Below are 17,966 nucleotides of genomic sequence, written 5' to 3' on the forward strand. Positions count from 1 at the left end.
TTATTCCTTCCAGGTCCTTCAAGGGGGACCTGTTACTCGTCAATCATTGTGCTGATATCAATGACAAAACGGTATCTTATATCAGAAGCTAAGACGCGTTCCCATGCCTCATCAATCTGGTTGGCAGAAATAACCTCGATCTCGGGAGTAATCATGTGCTCTGCACAGAAATCAAGCATCTCTTGCGTTTCGCGAATCCCTCCGATTGTAGAGCCTGCGAACGAGCGACGATGAAGGATAAGTGGGAATACGTTAATGGACATCGGTTCGGCCGGGGCACCGACATTCACTAGAGTACCGTCCAGCGCGAGTAATGAAAGGTACGCATTTGTATCAATTGGCGCACTAACCGTATTAATGATCAAATCGAAAGAATTTGCCAATATCTTAAACGTGTCTGGATGACTTGTCGCATAATAATGGCTTGCACCGAGGCGTAGTCCATCTTCTTGCTTCTTCAAGGTTTGTGATAGTACCGTAACTTCTGCTCCCATGGCATGTGCGAGCTTGACCGCCATATGACCAAGTCCGCCAAATCCAACGACGGCAACCTTCTTGCCAGGACCAGCTCCCCAGTGGCGCAGCGGCGAGTAGGTTGTAATTCCGGCGCACAGCAGCGGCGCAGCGGCATCTAATCCGATGCTGTCAGGAATTCGAACCACGAAGTCTTCTGTCACTACGATATGGGTGGAGTAACCGCCTTGAGTATATTGACCATATCTATCGGTTGCAGCATAGGTTCCCGTATTTCCATTCAAACAATACTGTTCATCACCTTTGCTGCAATGTGCGCACTCTCTGCATGAATCAACCATACATCCTACCCCTACTCGATCGCCGATTGCATGCTTTGTAACTGCCGCGCCAACAGCTGCGACAATACCGGCGATTTCATGACCCGGTACAAGCGGATACTTTACCGGCCCCCAATCCCCGCGGGCTGTATGAATGTCAGAGTGGCAAATTCCGGCATATTTAATTTCAATTAGGACATCATGCGGTTCAAGCTCTCTACGCTCGATCGTTGTAAGCTTGAATGGACCTTCAGGGCTGAATGTAGCACGTGCATGAGCAGTAATCATCGTATATAACCTCCAAGGATTTCATATTTTTTACATGAGCCATTATTGACTTATGAACAGCAATCAAAAAAACATATTGATTTGTTTAATCAACTCATGTCTATTATTATATTGTGAAGTAACAGTTACTCAATGGTTAAAATCAAGCAATGTGTCAATATCTCAACAGAAAAACGAAATCTGTCTAATAAAATAAAGAGTTTGGTGGGGCTGTAATGGCAAAAGTGGATCGAAGAATTATGAAGACGCAGGAATCCTTGAAAAAAGCGGTTCTTGAACTGATGAGCGAAAAGAGTTTCGATGATATTACGATTCAAGATATCGCAGATCGGGCAAATGTAAATCGAGGAACGATTTATCTTCATTATGAAGACAAATACGATTTATTGGAGAAGCTCATCGAAGCCCATCTTAATGAAATGCAAGCGATGGATAGTTGGGCATGTGAGATGGATTGGAATGAAGCACTTGTTCCTTATTTTGAATACTTCGAGAGAAATTATTTGTTTTTTTCGACTATGTTAGCCAGTAAAGAAGCTCCTTCTGCCTTTAGAACTCGTTTGCTTGCTTCATTTAAGGAAGGCTTCAAAGCTGAGATCGACAGAGAGAGCGGTAAGAATACAGGACTTAGTGATGATATTATGCTGCAATACGCGGGTACGGCTTATGTAGGCATAATCGAATGGTGGATTAATAGCGGAATGCCTTACCCACCTCAAGTAATGGCAAGGCAAGTCGGTGTATTATTAGGACGCAGTCTATAATCACAATCCAAAGCAGGATGACCGCATAGCAATTCCACTTGAACACGGGCAACTAAATGTGAGAAATAAATCAGAAAGACCTCACAATGGGCCTTTCTGATTTTTATTTATTGTGCTTTTATAATTTATCAAACCAATCATCCTTAACAGGTGTAAACCAAATCGTATCTTCTGGCGTTCCAACCGTAAGTGCTAAATGCACAAACCAACTATCTTTGGTTGCACCGTTGTGTTGTGTGTAGCGACAAGAACTTGCTTGAATAACGGACAAGAACATACTTGAATTGAAAATGGACAGCTGCGATAGTTCGTAGCTGTCCACCCCTTATTGAACTGATATGGTTAAACTAACGTGCCCGTTAGCGCAACGACTTACTCTGTTGAATTTCCTGTTCCTCAACATAAAGCGGCATCAGAGAAGGCGGATCGTACCTTATCGCGGCCTTTAAACGACAAAATGGTGCCGATAGCCATAGCCCCATAGCCGCAACGAAATAATGAGCCTAATTCGACAGTGCCCGCATGATGTTGGATTTCGCCTCTGCCGCAATCGCATCATTCCCGTCATCGACCGCTTGCATTAAGATCAGTATGGGGATGTATACCGCGATCAGCCGCGCCAGCAGCTTCGTTTCCTCGTCCGCTCCTCCGTACGTTTCGAAAAACACGCCGCGCGCGTAAGGTGGTAAAAAGCTATAAGCAACGCTCAAATCGCAAGCCGGATGGCCTACGCTCAGATCGCCCCAATCAATGATGCCGGAAACGATCCCGTTCTCATTCACAAGCATATTTTTGAAATGAAGATCGCCATGTAGCAGTGCATTCACCGCCTCGACACGGTCCTTTTGCAGCCTGCTAATATACGCTTCGATCACACCGGACTCCTCCGGCGACAAGTGTTCAACCACCTTCGATAGAAAGCCCTCCAATTTCACTTTGCGCGATGCTATGTCCGTCAAGTTTCGATGATCTTGCTGAACTCCGCACTTCAGCGCCGCCTGCACCGGAAACTCATGCAATCTCCGCAAAAATTTCGCCAGCGTCTCTGCCGATAAAGCCCGGCGTTCTTCCGTCAAACCGATTGGGAAATCTCCTGGCACGTAGGCATAGCCAAGAAATGGTGCCGGGTATTCGTCACTTGCTTCGCCATAAAACAACGGTTTCGGATAGGGGATGGTCAAATATGCCTCCAGCTTCGGCAGCAGCTTCCCTTCCATACGAATCGAGCCAACTGCAATCGTTCTTCTTGGAAACCGGAACACGTACTCGTCACCGATGAGAAAAACCGTATTGTCCCAGCCCCAGCCCAATCGCTTCACTTGCTTCGATGACAGCTGAGGGAACTGTCTGCCGATCAGCGTCCGCGCCTGCTCTTCGTTAACCTCCCACTCCGCATCCCATACATTCGTTCCTCCCATGAATTGTCTGCCTCCTCGTTCCTTACGATATTTAGATGTTTACATTCCCTGGAAGATACGCATAACTGCCCGTTAGCGGAACAGGCTTTCCCATTTGTTCAAGTAAATCTCATAACGACTTATACGTAATTCCATGTCAATATCAAGAGCCGTGCCAGCCAGCAGTTCTAAAAGGAATCAAAACAAAATAAAAAGGTTGCCCTTTGCGGGCAACCTAATTTAAATAGTTACACAGTATAATTTACAGTTACTAAGTTTATTTACCAGTTACAATCTGTATTTCTCAGTTACACATAATATTTAACGCATTCACAATAGTATTACTACTTTTATACCCTACTCAACCGTTACCGACTTCGCAAGGTTACGCGGTTTATCCACATCATTACCTCGTGCCAGCGACGCATAGTAAGCGATCAGCTGAAGTGGAACAACCGACAATGCCGGCGACAGAAGCGGCAGCGTCTTCGGAATCGCGAAGAGCTCATCAACCGATTTCGCAACTTCTTCCTCGAAGCCTTCGTTCACTACGCCGAGTACATGCGCGCCGCGAGCTTTTACTTCTTTAATGTTACTGAGTGTTTTCTCATACAGATCTTCTTGCGTGATCAACGAAATCACCGGAATGCCTTCTTCGATCAGAGCAAGCGTACCGTGCTTCAACTCACCCGCTGCATAAGCCTCGGAGTGAATGTAGGAGATTTCTTTCAGCTTCAGCGAGCCTTCTTGTGCCACTGCAAAGTCAACCCCGCGGCCGATGAAGAACAGGTTGTTATGCTTCGCCAGAGATTCAGCGACTTGCTTAAGCACGTTAGCTTTATCAAGAATGCTTTCCACTTGCTCAGGCAATTGATGCATTGCTGTTACAACGTCAGCAATCCATTCTTTGTCCCTTGTTCCTAGCGTATCCGCCAAGAACAAACCAAGCAGGTAGAACGCGATCAATTGGGATGTGTATGCTTTCGTCGAAGCAACTGCAATCTCAGGTCCTGCTTGCGTGATCATGACATCATCCGCTTCACGGGAAACTGAGCTGCCAACGACATTCGTGATCGCCAGCACACGTGCGCCGCAGCGCTTAGCTTCACGCAGTGCAGCCAGCGTATCAGCTGTCTCACCGGATTGGCTAACTACGATTACAAGCGTGTCAGGCGTAATGATTGGGGAACGGTAACGATACTCCGACGCTACATCCGTTTCAACCGGAATGCGAGCCAGGCTCTCAAGAACCGTTTTACCAACCAACCCGGCATGCATCGCCGTACCGCAAGCTACGATGTGGATCTTACGGATCGCACGAATTTCATCCGCAGTCATGCTGATTTCGTTCAGCTCTACGGAACGTCCGTCATCCGAGATACGGCCCATCATCGTGTCGCGGTATGCTTTTGGCTGCTCATAAATTTCTTTCAACATGAAGTGATCGAATCCGGCTTTCTCCGCCGTTACCAAGTCCCAATCGACATGGAATATTTCCTTGGAAATAAATTCGCCTTCAGTCGTCATCAATTCGACACCGTTTTTCGTCAAAATCGCCATTTCGCCGTCATTCAGAATATACACATTGCGCGTATGCTCCAGAATAGCCGGGATATCCGATCCAATGAAGTTCTCGCCTTCGCCAACGCCGATAACGAGCGGGCTAGCGAAACGTACGGCAACCAAACGTTCTGGTTCATACTCCGTCAATACGCCCAGCGCATAAGCACCGCGCATCCGTTTAACCGCACGTTGTACAGCCTTCACGATATCGCCATCGTACTCATCGGCAACAAGGTGGGAAATAACCTCTGTATCAGTTTCAGAAACGAACTTGCAGCCTTTTGCAATCAGCTCATCCTTCAAATCCAGATAGTTCTCGATGATGCCGTTGTGCACAACAGAGAACTTGTGCGTGTTGTCTGTATGCGGATGGGAGTTAGCATCTGATGGTTTACCATGTGTAGCCCAACGCGTATGACCGATACCAACGGAGCCTTCAAGCGGCTGTCCGTCTAACTTCTGCTCGAGGTTTGCAAGACGACCGATCGACTTGCGCACTTCAAGACCATTTTTCGTGAACACAGCAATACCCGCCGAGTCATAACCGCGGTATTCCAGCTTCTTCAAACCCTCGATCAAAATATCCTGCGAATCCCTTTTACCAATATATCCTACAATTCCACACATATGAATAGACCTCCGTATTGGGTAGTTTACCCCGCTTCAACGGTTGCCATGAATAATGAATCGGTCGGCACAAAGCCGTCTCCGTTCGCCGGCATCGTCCCTGCTAAGGTTCGAAATATCAAAAAAGGCAATAAGAAAGAAAGCGCACCTTCCGTGCGTTTTGGAAAATAACAAGAAATGAGTCCGAACACAACGCAATAGAGACAGCCCCACTATGGGTTGCTGCCACTACCCGTGACTTGAACGTCTACAATCTCAAATCGACGCACTCCGGCCTCCGTTGCCGCAGGTGCTTTTTAAATCCTATGGAGCATTTTACCGACCCTTTGTCAGCCCGGTCGCCCGGTCTATTTGAGTATCGGCTTACGGTTAAATGCAATACCGGGAGGTCCCCGCCGAACATTCCGAACACCTCCACCTCGTCAGCTTGCCGCTTTATACACCCGATTACCCGCATGGCCATTTCCGTATGGACCGTGCAGCAACTGTACAAACCCTTGCAAGCTCTGGCGCTTTGACTTGCTTACAACCTCTATCCTCACTTTCGCTTCCTGAATGATACTTCTCCTACTATATTCATTTTTATGCTATGGTGCAACAAATAATTGTGGTAACCGTTTACAAACCGCACATAATTTCCAAATGCTTATCTTACTCCGCACGATCCTTTCATTGCAAAAGCAACCCTAGACGCTCGCAGTAACTGCGTATGTCTAGGGTTGCCCGATCACATAAAGTTATGAACGATAATGCCGCAATTTACTACTCTGCACCAAGCTCTGCGCGCACCGTGTCCACGATACGGGCTACATAAGCCTCGACTTGCTCTTTATCCGGACCTTCTGCCATGACGCGGATAAGCGACTCTGTGCCCGATGGGCGCACGAGTACACGACCGTTGTCGCCAAGCTCCTGCTCCACTTCAGCGATCACCGCAGCAATCGCCGGATTGTCCTTATACGTGCTTTTATCGGCAACGCGCACATTAATCAGCACTTGCGGATATTTGCGCATCAATGTTTTCTGTTCGCTTAGCTTCTTGCCGGAACCGACGAGCGTATCCGTCAACTGCAAGGCAGTCAGAATACCGTCACCAGTCGTATTGTAATCGAGGAAAATAACATGGCCGGATTGCTCGCCGCCCAAGTTATATCCGCCGCGGCGCATCTCTTCCATCACGTAACGGTCACCGACCGCCGTTTGTGCCGTGTTCAAACCGATTTTGCCGGCAGCCTTGAAGAAGCCGATGTTGCTCATAACTGTCGTTACAACGGTATCGTTCTTCAGCTTGCCTGCCCGCTTCATCGCGTCGCCACAAATGCACAGAATATAGTCGCCATCGACTTCTTCGCCATTCTCGTCAATTGCGATCAAACGATCCGCGTCGCCGTCGAAGGAAAGACCGAAATCCGCGCCATGCTTCAGCACTTCTTCACGCAGATACTCCGGATGCGTCGAACCTACGCCATCGTTGATGTTCAGGCCATTCGGCTCAGCGCCGACCGTTATGATCTCTGCACCAAGCTCACGGAACACAGTTGGCGCAATGGAATGCGCGGAACCGTTCGCACAGTCGAGCACAATCTTTAACCCTGTGAAAGAATGCGAAACCGTCGTTTTCAAGAAATCGATAAATTGGCGTTTTGCCGTTTCATCTACGGTTACTGTACCGATATCGCCGCCTTCAGGACGCGGCAATTCATCTACTTCTGCATCCATCAAGCGCTCGATCTCAAGCTCTGTATCATCGGAGAGCTTGTATCCGTCTCCGCCAAAGAATTTAATGCCGTTATCTTCTACCGGATTATGCGAAGCGGAAATCATGACACCCGCATCCGCACCCAGCACTCGTGTTAAGTATGCAACCGCTGGCGTCGATACAACGCCGATACGTACAACACTTGCCCCAATGGACAGCAGACCCGCAATTAGCGATGCCTCCAGCATTGGACCGGAAATACGGGTATCGAGCCCGATAACCACCTTCGGCTTCTCAGCCTGACCAGCAAGAACGTAGCCGCCGCAGCGGCCGATTTTATAAGCAAGCTCAGGCGTGAGCTCGCGGTTTGCGACACCGCGTACACCGTCTGTTCCAAAATATTTTCCCATTGTTCCAAAATCCCCTTTATCTAATCTAAAATATGCATCAAGCAACAATCGGGCACTCTACGGCACCGATGTTCCTGTGTTCGAGTTTGGACTCGAGTTTGTCGTGCCTTCACTATTGCCTTTAGTCTCACCGGCTGGTTCATCTCCGGTTATTGCATCTTGCCCGCCATTCACAGCCTCGGAATCAGGAGTCGTCGCCGGATCTCCTCCGGTATCTCCCTTACCGTTTGGATCGGTAGTCGTCTCCGTACTGTCTGTAATTTCCACCGTAATGGTAATCGGCGCATTTGGAGCTTGATCGACGAACCGCGGAAGATGTACCTCAAGCGGCACATCGTGACTGCCCGGTCCGAGTCCGCTTAAGTCCGCAATCAGCTGGACATCCTTGGATTCAAGCGCAGCCAGAACATTCGAAGCGCCTTTCACAATAGCATCGACCATGCCGTTTGGAGGCAGCGTTACTTTGGCGTTCAAGCCTTCGGATAGACCAATCATCTTCACCGGCAAATGCGACATTACTCTCGTCTCGGCAGGCACAATCGAATAATCGAATGTGACTGTCAGCGGATCTACCGTGGCAATTCCTTCTATTTGTGGGATATCGAGCTCCATCGTACCTGATTCTTTTAGCTTGGACAAGTCAATTGTAATGCCATCATAATAATCATACTTGTCCAGCACGTCTTGTGGTCCGTATACCGTAATCTGCTCCACGCTCTGCTTAAAGGATGCAATCGCATACCCATCTGGAATCTTACCCGTAAAGCCAATTTGCAACGGCAGCTTCTTAAACGGCTTCGTAATCGGAATTTCCACTTCGACCACGCTCGGACTGATGACCGCGTCTGTGAGCTCGTTGCCTTCCTTATCGTAAGCGATAAGCTTCATTTTCTTATCGTTAACCGTCTCTTCTTCACCCTCAACCGATACGGTGCCTCCGACCGAAGCGACCAAATCCATCTGATCCTTCGGCAGCGTTACATGTACGCGGTTGTTTGGTTTCACGACCGGCTGTCCGATTTTATATCCTTTACCCGGAACGCCATCGGTCTTAACCGTGACCTCATATTCTTTCGTAACGATACGCTCTAATACGACCGTCACGTTGCTTGGCCGCACTTCGATGAGTTCCAGACCACGCGGCAGATTCACCTTAACCGGAAGCACCTTGCGCCCCTCTGTCGCTTGACTGAGATCAACCGTGACTTGATAGTCATTGTTACGTGAAGCAATCAGAAAATCCGACTTCGAGCCCTGCACCGTCAAATGGACGACTTCGGGATCAAGCAGCCGCAGCGCATAATTCTTATCATCCATCCCTATCGGTGTTACCTGAACCGCATCAATCTCCTGCGTTTCCGTCAGATTTGCCACCGTATTAGGCGTTTTCTCCGAATCGAAATGTACAACGGCCCACATCAGAATGCCGATCATCAGAGAGAGAATCTTAATCGCCGTCGGGTGACTTAGCCACTTATCCATGCTGATTGCCTCCTTTCCGTTTCCAGAAAGGTTTCTTCACGCCTTGACGCTCGCGCGCTTTGGAGTTCGGGTTCAGCTCTTCGAACAGCTTCGAGATCAGCGATTCTTCTTTAATGTCGCGAACAATCATCCCGCCGACTGCAAGTGAAATCTGCCCCGTCTCTTCCGAGACCACGATCGACACAGCATCGCATACCTCGGTGACGCCGATCGCAGCACGATGCCTTGTCCCTAATTCCTTGCTGATAAAAGGATTCTCCGACAGCGGCAAATAGCAGCCCGCAGCCATAATTTGACTGCCTCGAATAATAACGGCTCCATCATGAAGCGGCGTGTTCGGGATGAAGATATTAATGAGCAGCTCCGAGCTCACGAGGGACTCCATCTGGATCCCGGACTCAATGTAATCCGACAACCCGGTATTGCGCTCAAAGACGATCAATGCGCCGATTTTGCGCTTGGCCATATAATTAAGCGACTTAATGATCTCGCCAATCCGATCACTGATGTCCCGCTCCACTACAGAGGACCGACTAAACAGACTGCCTCGTCCGAGCTGTTCCAGCGCCCTGCGAAGCTCAGGCTGAAAAATGATCAGGATCGTAACGACCCCGAACGTAAACATTTGATTCATAAGCCACTTGAGCGTATACAAATTAAACCAGGTGCTGACGGCCCAAGTTGCAACCAGGACGATGATCCCTTTTAACAGCTGAACGGCTCGTGTACCTCGGACAAGCAGAATCAATTTATAGATAATATAGCTAACAACGGAAATATCAATGAGATCTTTGATCCATTCTTTCCAAGTCAAATCTGCGAAATAGTTCATCTGCCAACCCCCAAAGACCAAATGCCTGGGCATTTTAATTCTTTTATCGGATTTCTAACTTTATTATTTTCTAGAACCGGGGATGCAAATCCTTTTTTTTTCACAAAAAAACCTCCCGCAAGAGGAGGCAGTCATAAATCAATAGGCCAAACTGCTGATGGAATGCGTAACTTTGTACCAAAACCAGTCCAGCGCCTGGTCAATCTGCTTCACTTCTCCGGATATATGTGCGGTAGAGGCTTGATACAGTTTACCAGAAATCACGGTAACATTGCCATCTACATCGCCTAATACGTTTGCTTCGCCATTCTCAACCGTAAGGTCTCCCTTGATATGAGCACCTTCCGGTACAGTAACCGTATCCCCTTCAATAATGACTTGCGCAAGATCTCCACCGCGTACAGTGAGATCGTTATCTTGCTGCCACATAGCGAGGAAGCTTGAGAACATCACAAGGGCAAATACAGCGGCAACCGAGACGGCAGGATGATTGCGAACCCAGCTGGCAAAACCGATTTTACGGCGTTTCACCGGCAGCGAACTCATAATACGGTCGGTGAGCTGCGCGGATTGGTGCGGCGAAATCGTTACACGAGTGTCCATCATCGAATGTGTTAGCGCTTCCGTCCGTTCCAGTTGCTCAAGCCTTGTGCAGCATGATTCACAGGAATCTATATGAAGTTTCAATTCAGCCAAATCATCGTGAGGCAGCTCACCATCCAAATAATCATGCATCAGCATGACGGCGACGTTGCAATTCATAGCAGCCATTCCTTTCTTCGTTAGTTCAGTAGTATACGTTACGTGTTCGGGGCGGCGATGTTTCACTTTTTTTAAATATCCGCACCTGACCAAAATTTAACTATTTCCTTATCCGCCTCTGCCTACAGCTTATGCTCCAGCTTCTTGCGCAGGAACTCCCGGCCGCGATGGACACGGGTTTTCACCGTCGTTACCGGCATATCGAGCACATCGCCGATTTCCTGCAAGGACAGCTCTTCTAAGTAACGAAGCACCATCACCGATTTATACTTAGCCGGCAGCGTCTCAATCGCTTGATGAATGATTCGCTGCGTATCCGACAGCAGCATCTCGCTCTCCGGCGTGCGGTTGTCGCTTGGGATCATGGCATACCCATCAAGACCCTCATGCTCACCAGACTCCGCATCTAAGGAGTACACCGGTTTTCTCTTCCGCAACCGGTCGATACATAAATTCGTGGCGATCCGGTAGATCCAAGTAGAGAATTTCATCGTATCATCGTAACGCTCTAAATTTTTGTATACACGCAAAAATACATCCTGTACAACATCCTCTGCTTCCTGACGGTTGTACAGCATACGGTATGACATATGATAAAGCTTGTCCTGATAAAGCTCCACAAGCTCTGCAAAAGCCCGTTGGTCGCCTTTCAAAGCTAACTTGGCTAATCTCGCCTCAACTGATTTCAATGCTTCTCCTCCAAACGCGCCGAGTTCCCCTTCCGTTTACCGGTCGGCAATTCGGCTATTCCGATCCCTGCAATAATAAGCAAGATACCAACTACTCGCCACACGCTAAGCGGCTCTCCAAGGATTATCCATGCCGTCACTATCACCACCGGCAGCTCCACGGCGCCGAGCAATGCAGACAAGCTGCTGCCAATGCGGGGAATTCCGATATTAAACAACAATGTGGGTATAACTTGGGCCAATGTACCAAGAAGCAATCCCCAGCCAACCAGCGCTGCTTCTCGACTTGCTGAGAAGGCCCCAGAGCCATAGAGAAGCGTAATGAGTATAAAACCTGCACTGACCATGACAGCGGAGCGTATGACAGTATCCTGCTGCCCCTCAAGCTGTCCCGTCCACCAAATAAACAAGCTATAAGACACGGCAGATAAGAATCCTGCCAAGACTCCGGAGACACTCACCTTAGTCAGCCCGCTCTCCAGCAACCCTACGGCAAGCACCGTGCCAATCATAACGACGACAATCGCCAGCAAACGTAATCTGCCGGGCCATGTCCGTTTCTGAATGCTGTCTAGCAAGATGGTAATCCATGTAAACTGAAAAAGCAATACTATCGCCAGCGAAGCGTCCAACCGCTGCAGTGCCGCATTATATAGAATTGTCGTCATCGCAGGTCCGCATGTACCGATCAGAACAAGCTTCAGCCAAGATCCGCGAAGAGGATTCTGCCACCGCTTCCACCGCAGTAGCGCAATCAGCCATAGCATCACCATCGCTATGCCCATCTGATGGACGGTCACTTGCCCCTGCGTAAAGCCGGCCGCGAACGCTTTCTTAATAAGAGCTGACGTCAAACCATAGCTTGCAGCCCCTATCAGCACACAAAGAAGAGATAGCCAGTACATCGGATCCCGCTTCATGCGCAGCCGCCTCCCCTTGCCGGATAACAACGAGAAAAAGGGCCGGACCCCGGGCGGACAACAGCTGTCCGGGCGTCCAGCCCCTTGTATGAAAGTTATGCTCCATTTGGCGAAGGCATGATGTTTACATCAACCCGTGTTACGAAGTCCCGCCGCTATTCCGTTGATCGTGAGCAGCACTTCACGCAGCAGCTCCGGATCGTCGGCTTCACCCTTCTCACGTTTCTCGCGCAGTTCCTTCAAGAGCTGCACTTGCATGTAGCTCAGCGGATCTACGTACGGGTTACGCAGACGGATCGACTCTTGGATAACAGGTACGTTATCCAGAATGTCCGCTTGGCCAGTGATTTGCAAAATGAACGAGGACGTCATTGCATATTCTTCCTCGATTTGAGTGAAGATGCGTTCCCGGATCGTCGTGTCTGAAATCATACCGGCATATTCTTTCGCAATTTGCAGATCGGCTTTCGCAAGCGCCATTTGCAAGTTGTCAATTAATGTGGTGAAGAACGGGAATTTCTCGTACATGACGCGCAGCGTGTTCATACGCTTCTCGTCACCTGCGACATACCCTTGCAGTGCCGTTCCGGCTGCATACCATGCAGGCAGCAAGTAACGGCTTTGCGTCCATGCGAATACCCACGGAATTGCACGGAGATCCTCGAAACGGTCGCTTCCTTTGCGTTTTGCAGGACGGGAACCGATATTCAGCTCGCCAACCTCTGGAAGTGGCGTCGACTCTTTGAAGAACGTCATGAAATCCGGATCACGGAAAATCAGATCTTGGTACTTCGTCAGCGCAGTCTCCGAAATGCCGCGTGCGATCTCATCCCACTCCGCAGTTGCTCCTGCTTCTTGTTCCGGATATTTCGCCAAACGCGAAGCTGTAACCAGCGCCCAAGTCGCTTGCTCCAAGCTGCGGTAAGCAATACCCTTCATGGAGTAACGGGACGATAACACTTCCCCTTGCTCCGTAATCTTAATACCGCCGCCAACTGTATGCGGAGGCTGTGCGAGAATACTGCGGTTCAGCGGCATACCGCCGCGGCCAAGCGCTCCGCCGCGACCGTGGAAGAACTTCAGCTTTACGTCGAATTTCTTAGCTGCACTTGTAATCGCATTAAGCGCTACGCGCAGCTCCCAGTTCGCCGTAACCACGCCGCCGTCTTTGTTGCTGTCGGAGTAACCAAGCATGATCTCATGCAGATTCCCGCGCGCTTCAACAGACTGACGGTAGATAGGCAGTGCAAACAGCTGCTCCATAATGCCAGGTGCCGCATGCAAATCGTCGATTGTTTCGAATAGAGGTACTGCCTGCAAGGTGCAACGAACTTGACCGTTCGATTCCTTGCGGAACAAACCGACCTCTTTCGCAAACACCATCACTTCGAGCATATCGCTCGCGCCCTGCGTCATGCTGATCAGGTAGCTGGAGATACAGTTCACGCCGAACTCAGCTTGTGCACGATAAATCGTATGGTAAACATCCAAGCACTCACGCGTGCTCTCGGAATAGTCAAAATGCGGCGAAGTAAGCGGACGCGGATCGTTCAGCAATTTGTGCAGCAGCTCGATCTTCTCGTCTTCTGTCAGAGACGCATAATTATCCACGATGTTCATGTTGGCAAGCACTTCAGTCATCGCATTCTCATGCTCTTTGCTGTGCTGACGAACGTCCAATGCAGCGAGATGGAATCCAAACAACTCGACTTGGCGAATCAGTTTACGAATATGCGTATCCGCAACATAATCGGCAAAGTGATTACGCAAGCTTCTGTCGATGATATACAAGTCCTCTTTCAGCTCATCCGCGCTGTTATAGCGCTTGACTGAACCTTTAGGCGTATCCTTCGATGTATTAGCAAGCTTCTCCAGCATATAGCCGAGTTTAACCCGGTAAGGTTCTTTATCGTTACGCCATAGATCCACACTGCGCGTGTCGATCTTCTCACGATCACTCTTGATCGATTCCAGCAATTCAGCAGATACTTCAATGATATTCGTGCTGAAGCTGAGCTGGCTCATAACTTCCTTCAGCAGCTCCTCATACTTTTCCAGTACAAGTCCGCGCTGCAGCGTTAAAGTTTCCCAAGTTACTTTAGCCGTTACCGACGGGTTTCCGTCACGGTCGCCGCCAATCCACGAACCGAAGCGGAGATACGTAGGCACATGCCAGCGCTCTTCTGGGTAGTACTTATCCAAGCAACGCTCAAGCTCTTCATATACGCTAGGAAGCACTTCGAACAATGTCTCGTCAAAATAGTACATGCCATTACGCACTTCATCTATAACAGTAGGCTTACGATCGCGAAGCTCATCCGTTTGCCACAAAGTCAGCACTTCATTCAGCAGTTTCTCACGCAGTTTCTCACGCTCTCGGTAAGTCAGCGTAGGGTTGTCCAATTCCATTACTTCCGCTGCAATACGCTGATGAATATCAAGCACGGCGCGGCGCGTAGCTTCGGTTGGATGTGCCGTCATAACGAGCTCAAGCGAAATATCTTCAATAATGCTTCTCACATTGTCTACATCAATACCTTGATCCTTGAGCACTTGAATAGCACTCTCGATCGATCCTGGCTGCACCGTTTCCCCAGCAGAACGTTCGTAATCGCGTTTACGGCGAATGCGGTGATTCTGTTCCGCAATATTAACGAGTTGAAAATAAATCGCAAACGCACGAATAACCTGATGACGCGTCTCAGGATTCAAAGCATCAATGACTGCAGTGAATTCTTCATACAGCTCCGGCAGGAATTGCGCACGCAGCGCTTTACTCATCTCACGGATTTTCTCTACATTCTCCAGCAGCTCGTGACCGCCTTGGTGGACAAGTACATCCCCAAGAATGTTCCCCAAGAACCGAACGTCTCGGCGAAGCAAATTGTTCGATTGCGGTCGATTGGTTGTGACAGTCGTTCCAGCATGTTCCGACATTCCCTAATCCTCCTCCAGGTTTCGCATGATGCAAAACCACCTCGTAAGCATAGTCTTTGTGTGTGTAACGGAGCAAAATCACTCGTAAGCAAATCTTCGGATTTAACGCATGAATTCTACTTACCCTGTGTATTTATACGACTTACTTTCAGATTCCAGCTCGTAAAATCGTCAACATAAGCCAATTTAACCCGTATTGTCGGTTTTTAACTTTAACCATCATACTACAAATTAACAGTCGGTTGAAGCTTTTTCACGCATGGAAGAAAAAGGGTCAGACTATATAAAAATAAAAAGCCTTGGAGTACCAAGGCCTTGAATGTCGTTTTATGGAGCGGGTGATGGGAATCGAACCCACGCTATTAGCTTGGAAGGCTAAAGTTCTACCATTGAACTACACCCGCAGAAGAAGATGGTCGGGATGACACGATTTGAACATGCGACCCCCTGGTCCCAAACCAGGTGCTCTACCAAGCTGAGCTACATCCCGTTATGTATCTACTGCATTTAAAGAATGGCGTGCCCTGAGAGATTCGAACTCCCGACCTTTTGATTCGTAGTCAAATGCTCTATCCAGCTGAGCTAAGGGCACTAATGGAGCGGAAGACGGGAATCGAACCCGCGACCCTCGCCTTGGCAAGGCGATGCTCTACCGCTGAGCCACTTCCGCATTGTGTCAGTCGCTTTTTCTCAAGCGCGACAAGTAATAATATATCATGCTGAAATATGAAATGCAACCCTTTATCTAAAAAAAATATGATACCTTTGCAATCGCCGGCCACACTGCTGTGGCCGGCGATGATTGGTTCGTATTAAGCTGCCCTAACAGTTCTAGACAGACATACTCAGTGGCATCGGTATCTCTTGCTGAACCGCCGCAGGCGCTCCTGTACGAGCGAGTGCGTAAGGTAAGCAAAGCGGTACGCCGGAGCGAGGATCCAGAATAATATCCGCCTCGATGCTAAACACCTCACGGAGGATATCCTTATTCATGACAGCAACCGGCGTTCCTTCACCAACCACATTACCGCTCTTAATGGCGATCATATGATGTGCATACCGTGATGCATGATTCAAGTCGTGAACAACCATGACGATTGTTCTGCCAGCCGTTTCGTTCAAATGCTGCAACAGCTCCAATACTTCGAGCTGATGCGTCATATCAAGGAACGTTGTAGGCTCATCCAAGAACAGCATATCTGTCTGCTGAGCAAGTGCCATTGCAATCCATGCACGTTGACGCTGACCACCCGATAAACGGTCGATTGGCCGATCTGCGAATTCCGTCATCCCCGTCTTCTCAACCGCCCACTGGATGACAGAGCGGTCCTCCTTGCTGAGCGAGCCAAAACCCTTCTGGTAAGGGAAACGCCCGTAGGAGACAAGCTCAGCCACTGTCAAACCATCCGGAGCCGTAGGATTCTGTGGCAGGATAGCAAGCTGCTTCGCTACTTCCTTCGTGGATTGTTTATGTACCGATTTCCCATCCAATAGCACCGTTCCGGCAGATGGGGACATCAAACGGGCCATCGTCTTCAATATCGTCGATTTACCGGATCCATTAGCTCCCACAAGCGCGGTGATCTTACCTTTAGGAATAATAATATTTAAGTTCTCGACAATAAGGCGTTCCTCATAGCCGATATTAAGTTTCGATGTCATAAAAGAATTCATCTATTACAGCTCCTTGCAGAACACAGTGCCCTGCTTTGATAATATTTCTCATTAGGTACTACATCATGATAATCATTCTCAGTTAATTCGTCAAGTGTTAGCGCTTGTAGATTGAAATAATATCCCCACACCTTGCACTACTCTGTGAAGAACCGTTTATTTTTGCGTAAATTGTCACAACATTCAGGCTAAACTGTGGATAAGTAATGCAGTCATACCAAGCGATTCGGCACTTATGCAATAGTTATCTACAGAGTTATACACAAAAAAGCCCTCAACGAGGGCCTTCTGTTTGTGATGCGCGTAGAGGGACTTGAACCCCCACGGTCGCCCGCCAGATCCTAAGTCTGGTGCGTCTGCCAATTCCGCCATACGCGCGCATATACAAGTCCATTCTCATTAGGTGAAAATGGTGAGTCATGTAGGATTCGAACCTACGACACCCTGATTAAAAGTCAGGTGCTCTACCAACTGAGCTAATGACTCAAACTAAAATGGCTGGGGATCTAGGATTCGAACCTAGGGATGACGGAGTCAAAGTCCGTTGCCTTACCGCTTGGCTAATCCCCAGTATACTGGTGGAGGCTGACGGGATCGAACCGCCGACCCTCTGCTTGTAAGGCAGATGCTCTCCCAGCTGAGCTAAGCCTCCGGAGTAGAGATGAAAAAATGGTGACCCGTAGGGGACTCGAACCCCTGTTACCTCCGTGAAAGGGAGGTGTCTTAACCACTTGACCAACGGGCCATCTTACAAAAAATCACTGGAGCTCTCAACCGGAATCGAACCGGTGACCTCATCCTTACCATGGATGCACTCTGCCGACTGAGCTATGAGAGCATAATGGCTCCCCGAACAGGACTCGAACCTGTGACAACTCGATTAACAGTCGAGTGCTCTACCAACTGAGCTATCAGGGAACAGTATAATTCAGGAAACCTAACACCCTGAAAACTGGATACGAACCTTTGCGAAGGTCTTATTTAGCTGATCTTGATCCGAAGTTGAACATCCGAGCGGAATGTTCGTAGGATAAGCCCTCGACCGATTAGTATTCGTCAGCTGCATGCATTGCTGCACTTCCACCTCGAACCTATCAACCTGATCGTCTTTCAGGGGTCTTACATACT

The 17,966-nt window shown here is 48.8% G+C and carries 12 protein-coding genes, 11 tRNA genes and 1 rRNA gene; 1 reads left to right on the forward strand and 23 read right to left on the reverse strand.

Annotation, left to right across the window (positions count from 1 at the left end):
• Positions 1-32 precede the first annotated feature (32 nt).
• Positions 33-1,082, reverse strand: a complete 1,050-nt coding sequence (locus AC6ESO_RS20505; protein WP_497092992.1) for an NAD(P)-dependent alcohol dehydrogenase — start codon at positions 1,080-1,082, stop codon at positions 33-35.
• Positions 1,083-1,297: 215 nt separating this feature from the next.
• Here AC6ESO_RS20505 and AC6ESO_RS20510 point away from each other — a divergent pair, with 215 nt between their 5' ends.
• Positions 1,298-1,846, forward strand: a complete 549-nt coding sequence (locus tag AC6ESO_RS20510) for a TetR/AcrR family transcriptional regulator (protein ID WP_497092993.1) — start codon at positions 1,298-1,300, stop codon at positions 1,844-1,846.
• A gap of 503 nt (positions 1,847-2,349) precedes the next feature.
• Here AC6ESO_RS20510 and AC6ESO_RS20515 read toward each other — a convergent pair.
• The 22 genes from AC6ESO_RS20515 to AC6ESO_RS20620 form a co-directional block, all read right to left on the reverse strand.
• Complete coding sequence (locus AC6ESO_RS20515) at positions 2,350-3,264, reverse strand: phosphotransferase (protein ID WP_497092994.1); 915 nt, start codon at positions 3,262-3,264, stop codon at positions 2,350-2,352.
• A gap of 336 nt (positions 3,265-3,600) precedes the next feature.
• Positions 3,601-5,433 (reverse strand): glutamine--fructose-6-phosphate transaminase (isomerizing), encoded by a 1,833-nt coding sequence (glmS, locus tag AC6ESO_RS20520; RefSeq protein WP_497092995.1) that lies wholly within the window; start codon positions 5,431-5,433, stop codon positions 3,601-3,603.
• Between the two features lie 762 nt (positions 5,434-6,195).
• Positions 6,196-7,542, reverse strand: a complete 1,347-nt coding sequence (gene glmM, locus AC6ESO_RS20525; RefSeq protein ID WP_497092996.1) for a phosphoglucosamine mutase — start codon at positions 7,540-7,542, stop codon at positions 6,196-6,198.
• Between the two features lie 57 nt (positions 7,543-7,599).
• Entirely contained in the window at positions 7,600-9,024 is a 1,425-nt protein-coding gene (locus tag AC6ESO_RS20530; protein ID WP_497092997.1) for a CdaR family protein, read from the reverse strand.
• On the reverse strand, positions 9,017-9,856 hold the full coding sequence (cdaA, locus tag AC6ESO_RS20535; RefSeq protein WP_494821665.1) for a diadenylate cyclase CdaA: 840 nt from the start codon (positions 9,854-9,856) through the stop codon (positions 9,017-9,019). The genes AC6ESO_RS20530 and cdaA overlap by 8 nt, the downstream gene beginning before the upstream one ends.
• Positions 9,857-9,994: 138 nt before the next feature.
• Positions 9,995-10,618 carry a zf-HC2 domain-containing protein gene (locus tag AC6ESO_RS20540; protein ID WP_494821666.1) on the reverse strand — a complete coding sequence of 208 codons (624 nt, stop codon included), beginning with the start codon at positions 10,616-10,618 and terminating at the stop codon, positions 9,995-9,997.
• A gap of 122 nt (positions 10,619-10,740) precedes the next feature.
• On the reverse strand, positions 10,741-11,307 hold the full coding sequence (gene sigW, locus AC6ESO_RS20545) for an RNA polymerase sigma factor SigW (protein WP_090986482.1): 567 nt from the start codon (positions 11,305-11,307) through the stop codon (positions 10,741-10,743).
• The gene (locus AC6ESO_RS20550) at positions 11,304-12,227 is read right to left on the reverse strand and encodes an EamA family transporter (protein WP_497092998.1); all 924 of its coding nucleotides are present in this window, start codon (positions 12,225-12,227) and stop codon (positions 11,304-11,306) included. The genes sigW and AC6ESO_RS20550 overlap by 4 nt, the downstream gene beginning before the upstream one ends.
• 129 nt (positions 12,228-12,356) lie before the next feature.
• On the reverse strand, positions 12,357-15,164 hold the full coding sequence (ppc, locus tag AC6ESO_RS20555; RefSeq protein ID WP_497092999.1) for a phosphoenolpyruvate carboxylase: 2,808 nt from the start codon (positions 15,162-15,164) through the stop codon (positions 12,357-12,359).
• Positions 15,165-15,494: 330 nt separating this feature from the next.
• Positions 15,495-15,568, reverse strand: a tRNA-Gly gene (locus AC6ESO_RS20560).
• Between the two features lie 9 nt (positions 15,569-15,577).
• Positions 15,578-15,654 (reverse strand) — tRNA-Pro (locus tag AC6ESO_RS20565).
• A 25-nt stretch (positions 15,655-15,679) separates the two neighbouring features.
• Positions 15,680-15,756 (reverse strand) — tRNA-Arg (locus AC6ESO_RS20570).
• A 3-nt stretch (positions 15,757-15,759) separates the two neighbouring features.
• Positions 15,760-15,834: transfer RNA gene (locus tag AC6ESO_RS20575), tRNA-Gly, on the reverse strand.
• A gap of 161 nt (positions 15,835-15,995) precedes the next feature.
• Positions 15,996-16,838 (reverse strand): ABC transporter ATP-binding protein, encoded by an 843-nt coding sequence (locus tag AC6ESO_RS20580; RefSeq protein WP_497093000.1) that lies wholly within the window; start codon positions 16,836-16,838, stop codon positions 15,996-15,998.
• Between the two features lie 298 nt (positions 16,839-17,136).
• Positions 17,137-17,216: transfer RNA gene (locus AC6ESO_RS20585), tRNA-Leu, on the reverse strand.
• Between the two features lie 32 nt (positions 17,217-17,248).
• A tRNA-Lys gene (locus tag AC6ESO_RS20590) sits at positions 17,249-17,324 on the reverse strand.
• Positions 17,325-17,333: 9 nt separating this feature from the next.
• Positions 17,334-17,408, reverse strand: a tRNA-Gln gene (locus AC6ESO_RS20595).
• A gap of 6 nt (positions 17,409-17,414) precedes the next feature.
• Positions 17,415-17,490, reverse strand: a tRNA-Val gene (locus tag AC6ESO_RS20600).
• 18 nt (positions 17,491-17,508) lie between these two features.
• A tRNA-Glu gene (locus AC6ESO_RS20605) sits at positions 17,509-17,583 on the reverse strand.
• 17 nt (positions 17,584-17,600) lie between these two features.
• Positions 17,601-17,676, reverse strand: a tRNA-Thr gene (locus AC6ESO_RS20610).
• A 4-nt stretch (positions 17,677-17,680) separates the two neighbouring features.
• A tRNA-Asn gene (locus AC6ESO_RS20615) sits at positions 17,681-17,756 on the reverse strand.
• Positions 17,757-17,864: 108 nt separating this feature from the next.
• Positions 17,865-17,966: ribosomal RNA gene (locus AC6ESO_RS20620) — 23S ribosomal RNA — on the reverse strand; the annotation flags it as partial.

This window comes from Paenibacillus rhizoryzae (assembly GCF_059686995.1).

Bases quoted from the DNA above. Each gene is read 5' to 3' on its own strand.
- AC6ESO_RS20505 (WP_497092992.1), bottom strand. From the start codon at position 1,082: ATGATTACTGCTCATGCACGTGCTACATTCAGCCCTGAAGGTCCATTC.
- AC6ESO_RS20510 (WP_497092993.1), top strand. From the start codon at position 1,298: ATGGCAAAAGTGGATCGAAGAATTATGAAGACGCAGGAATCCTTGAAA.
- AC6ESO_RS20515 (WP_497092994.1), bottom strand. From the start codon at position 3,264: ATGGGAGGAACGAATGTATGGGATGCGGAGTGGGAGGTTAACGAAGAG.
- glmS (WP_497092995.1), bottom strand. From the start codon at position 5,433: ATGTGTGGAATTGTAGGATATATTGGTAAAAGGGATTCGCAGGATATT.
- glmM (WP_497092996.1), bottom strand. From the start codon at position 7,542: ATGGGAAAATATTTTGGAACAGACGGTGTACGCGGTGTCGCAAACCGC.
- AC6ESO_RS20530 (WP_497092997.1), bottom strand. From the start codon at position 9,024: ATGGATAAGTGGCTAAGTCACCCGACGGCGATTAAGATTCTCTCTCTG.
- cdaA (WP_494821665.1), bottom strand. From the start codon at position 9,856: ATGAACTATTTCGCAGATTTGACTTGGAAAGAATGGATCAAAGATCTC.
- AC6ESO_RS20540 (WP_494821666.1), bottom strand. From the start codon at position 10,618: ATGAATTGCAACGTCGCCGTCATGCTGATGCATGATTATTTGGATGGT.
- AC6ESO_RS20550 (WP_497092998.1), bottom strand. From the start codon at position 12,227: ATGAAGCGGGATCCGATGTACTGGCTATCTCTTCTTTGTGTGCTGATA.
- ppc (WP_497092999.1), bottom strand. From the start codon at position 15,164: ATGTCGGAACATGCTGGAACGACTGTCACAACCAATCGACCGCAATCG.
- AC6ESO_RS20580 (WP_497093000.1), bottom strand. From the start codon at position 16,838: ATGAATTCTTTTATGACATCGAAACTTAATATCGGCTATGAGGAACGC.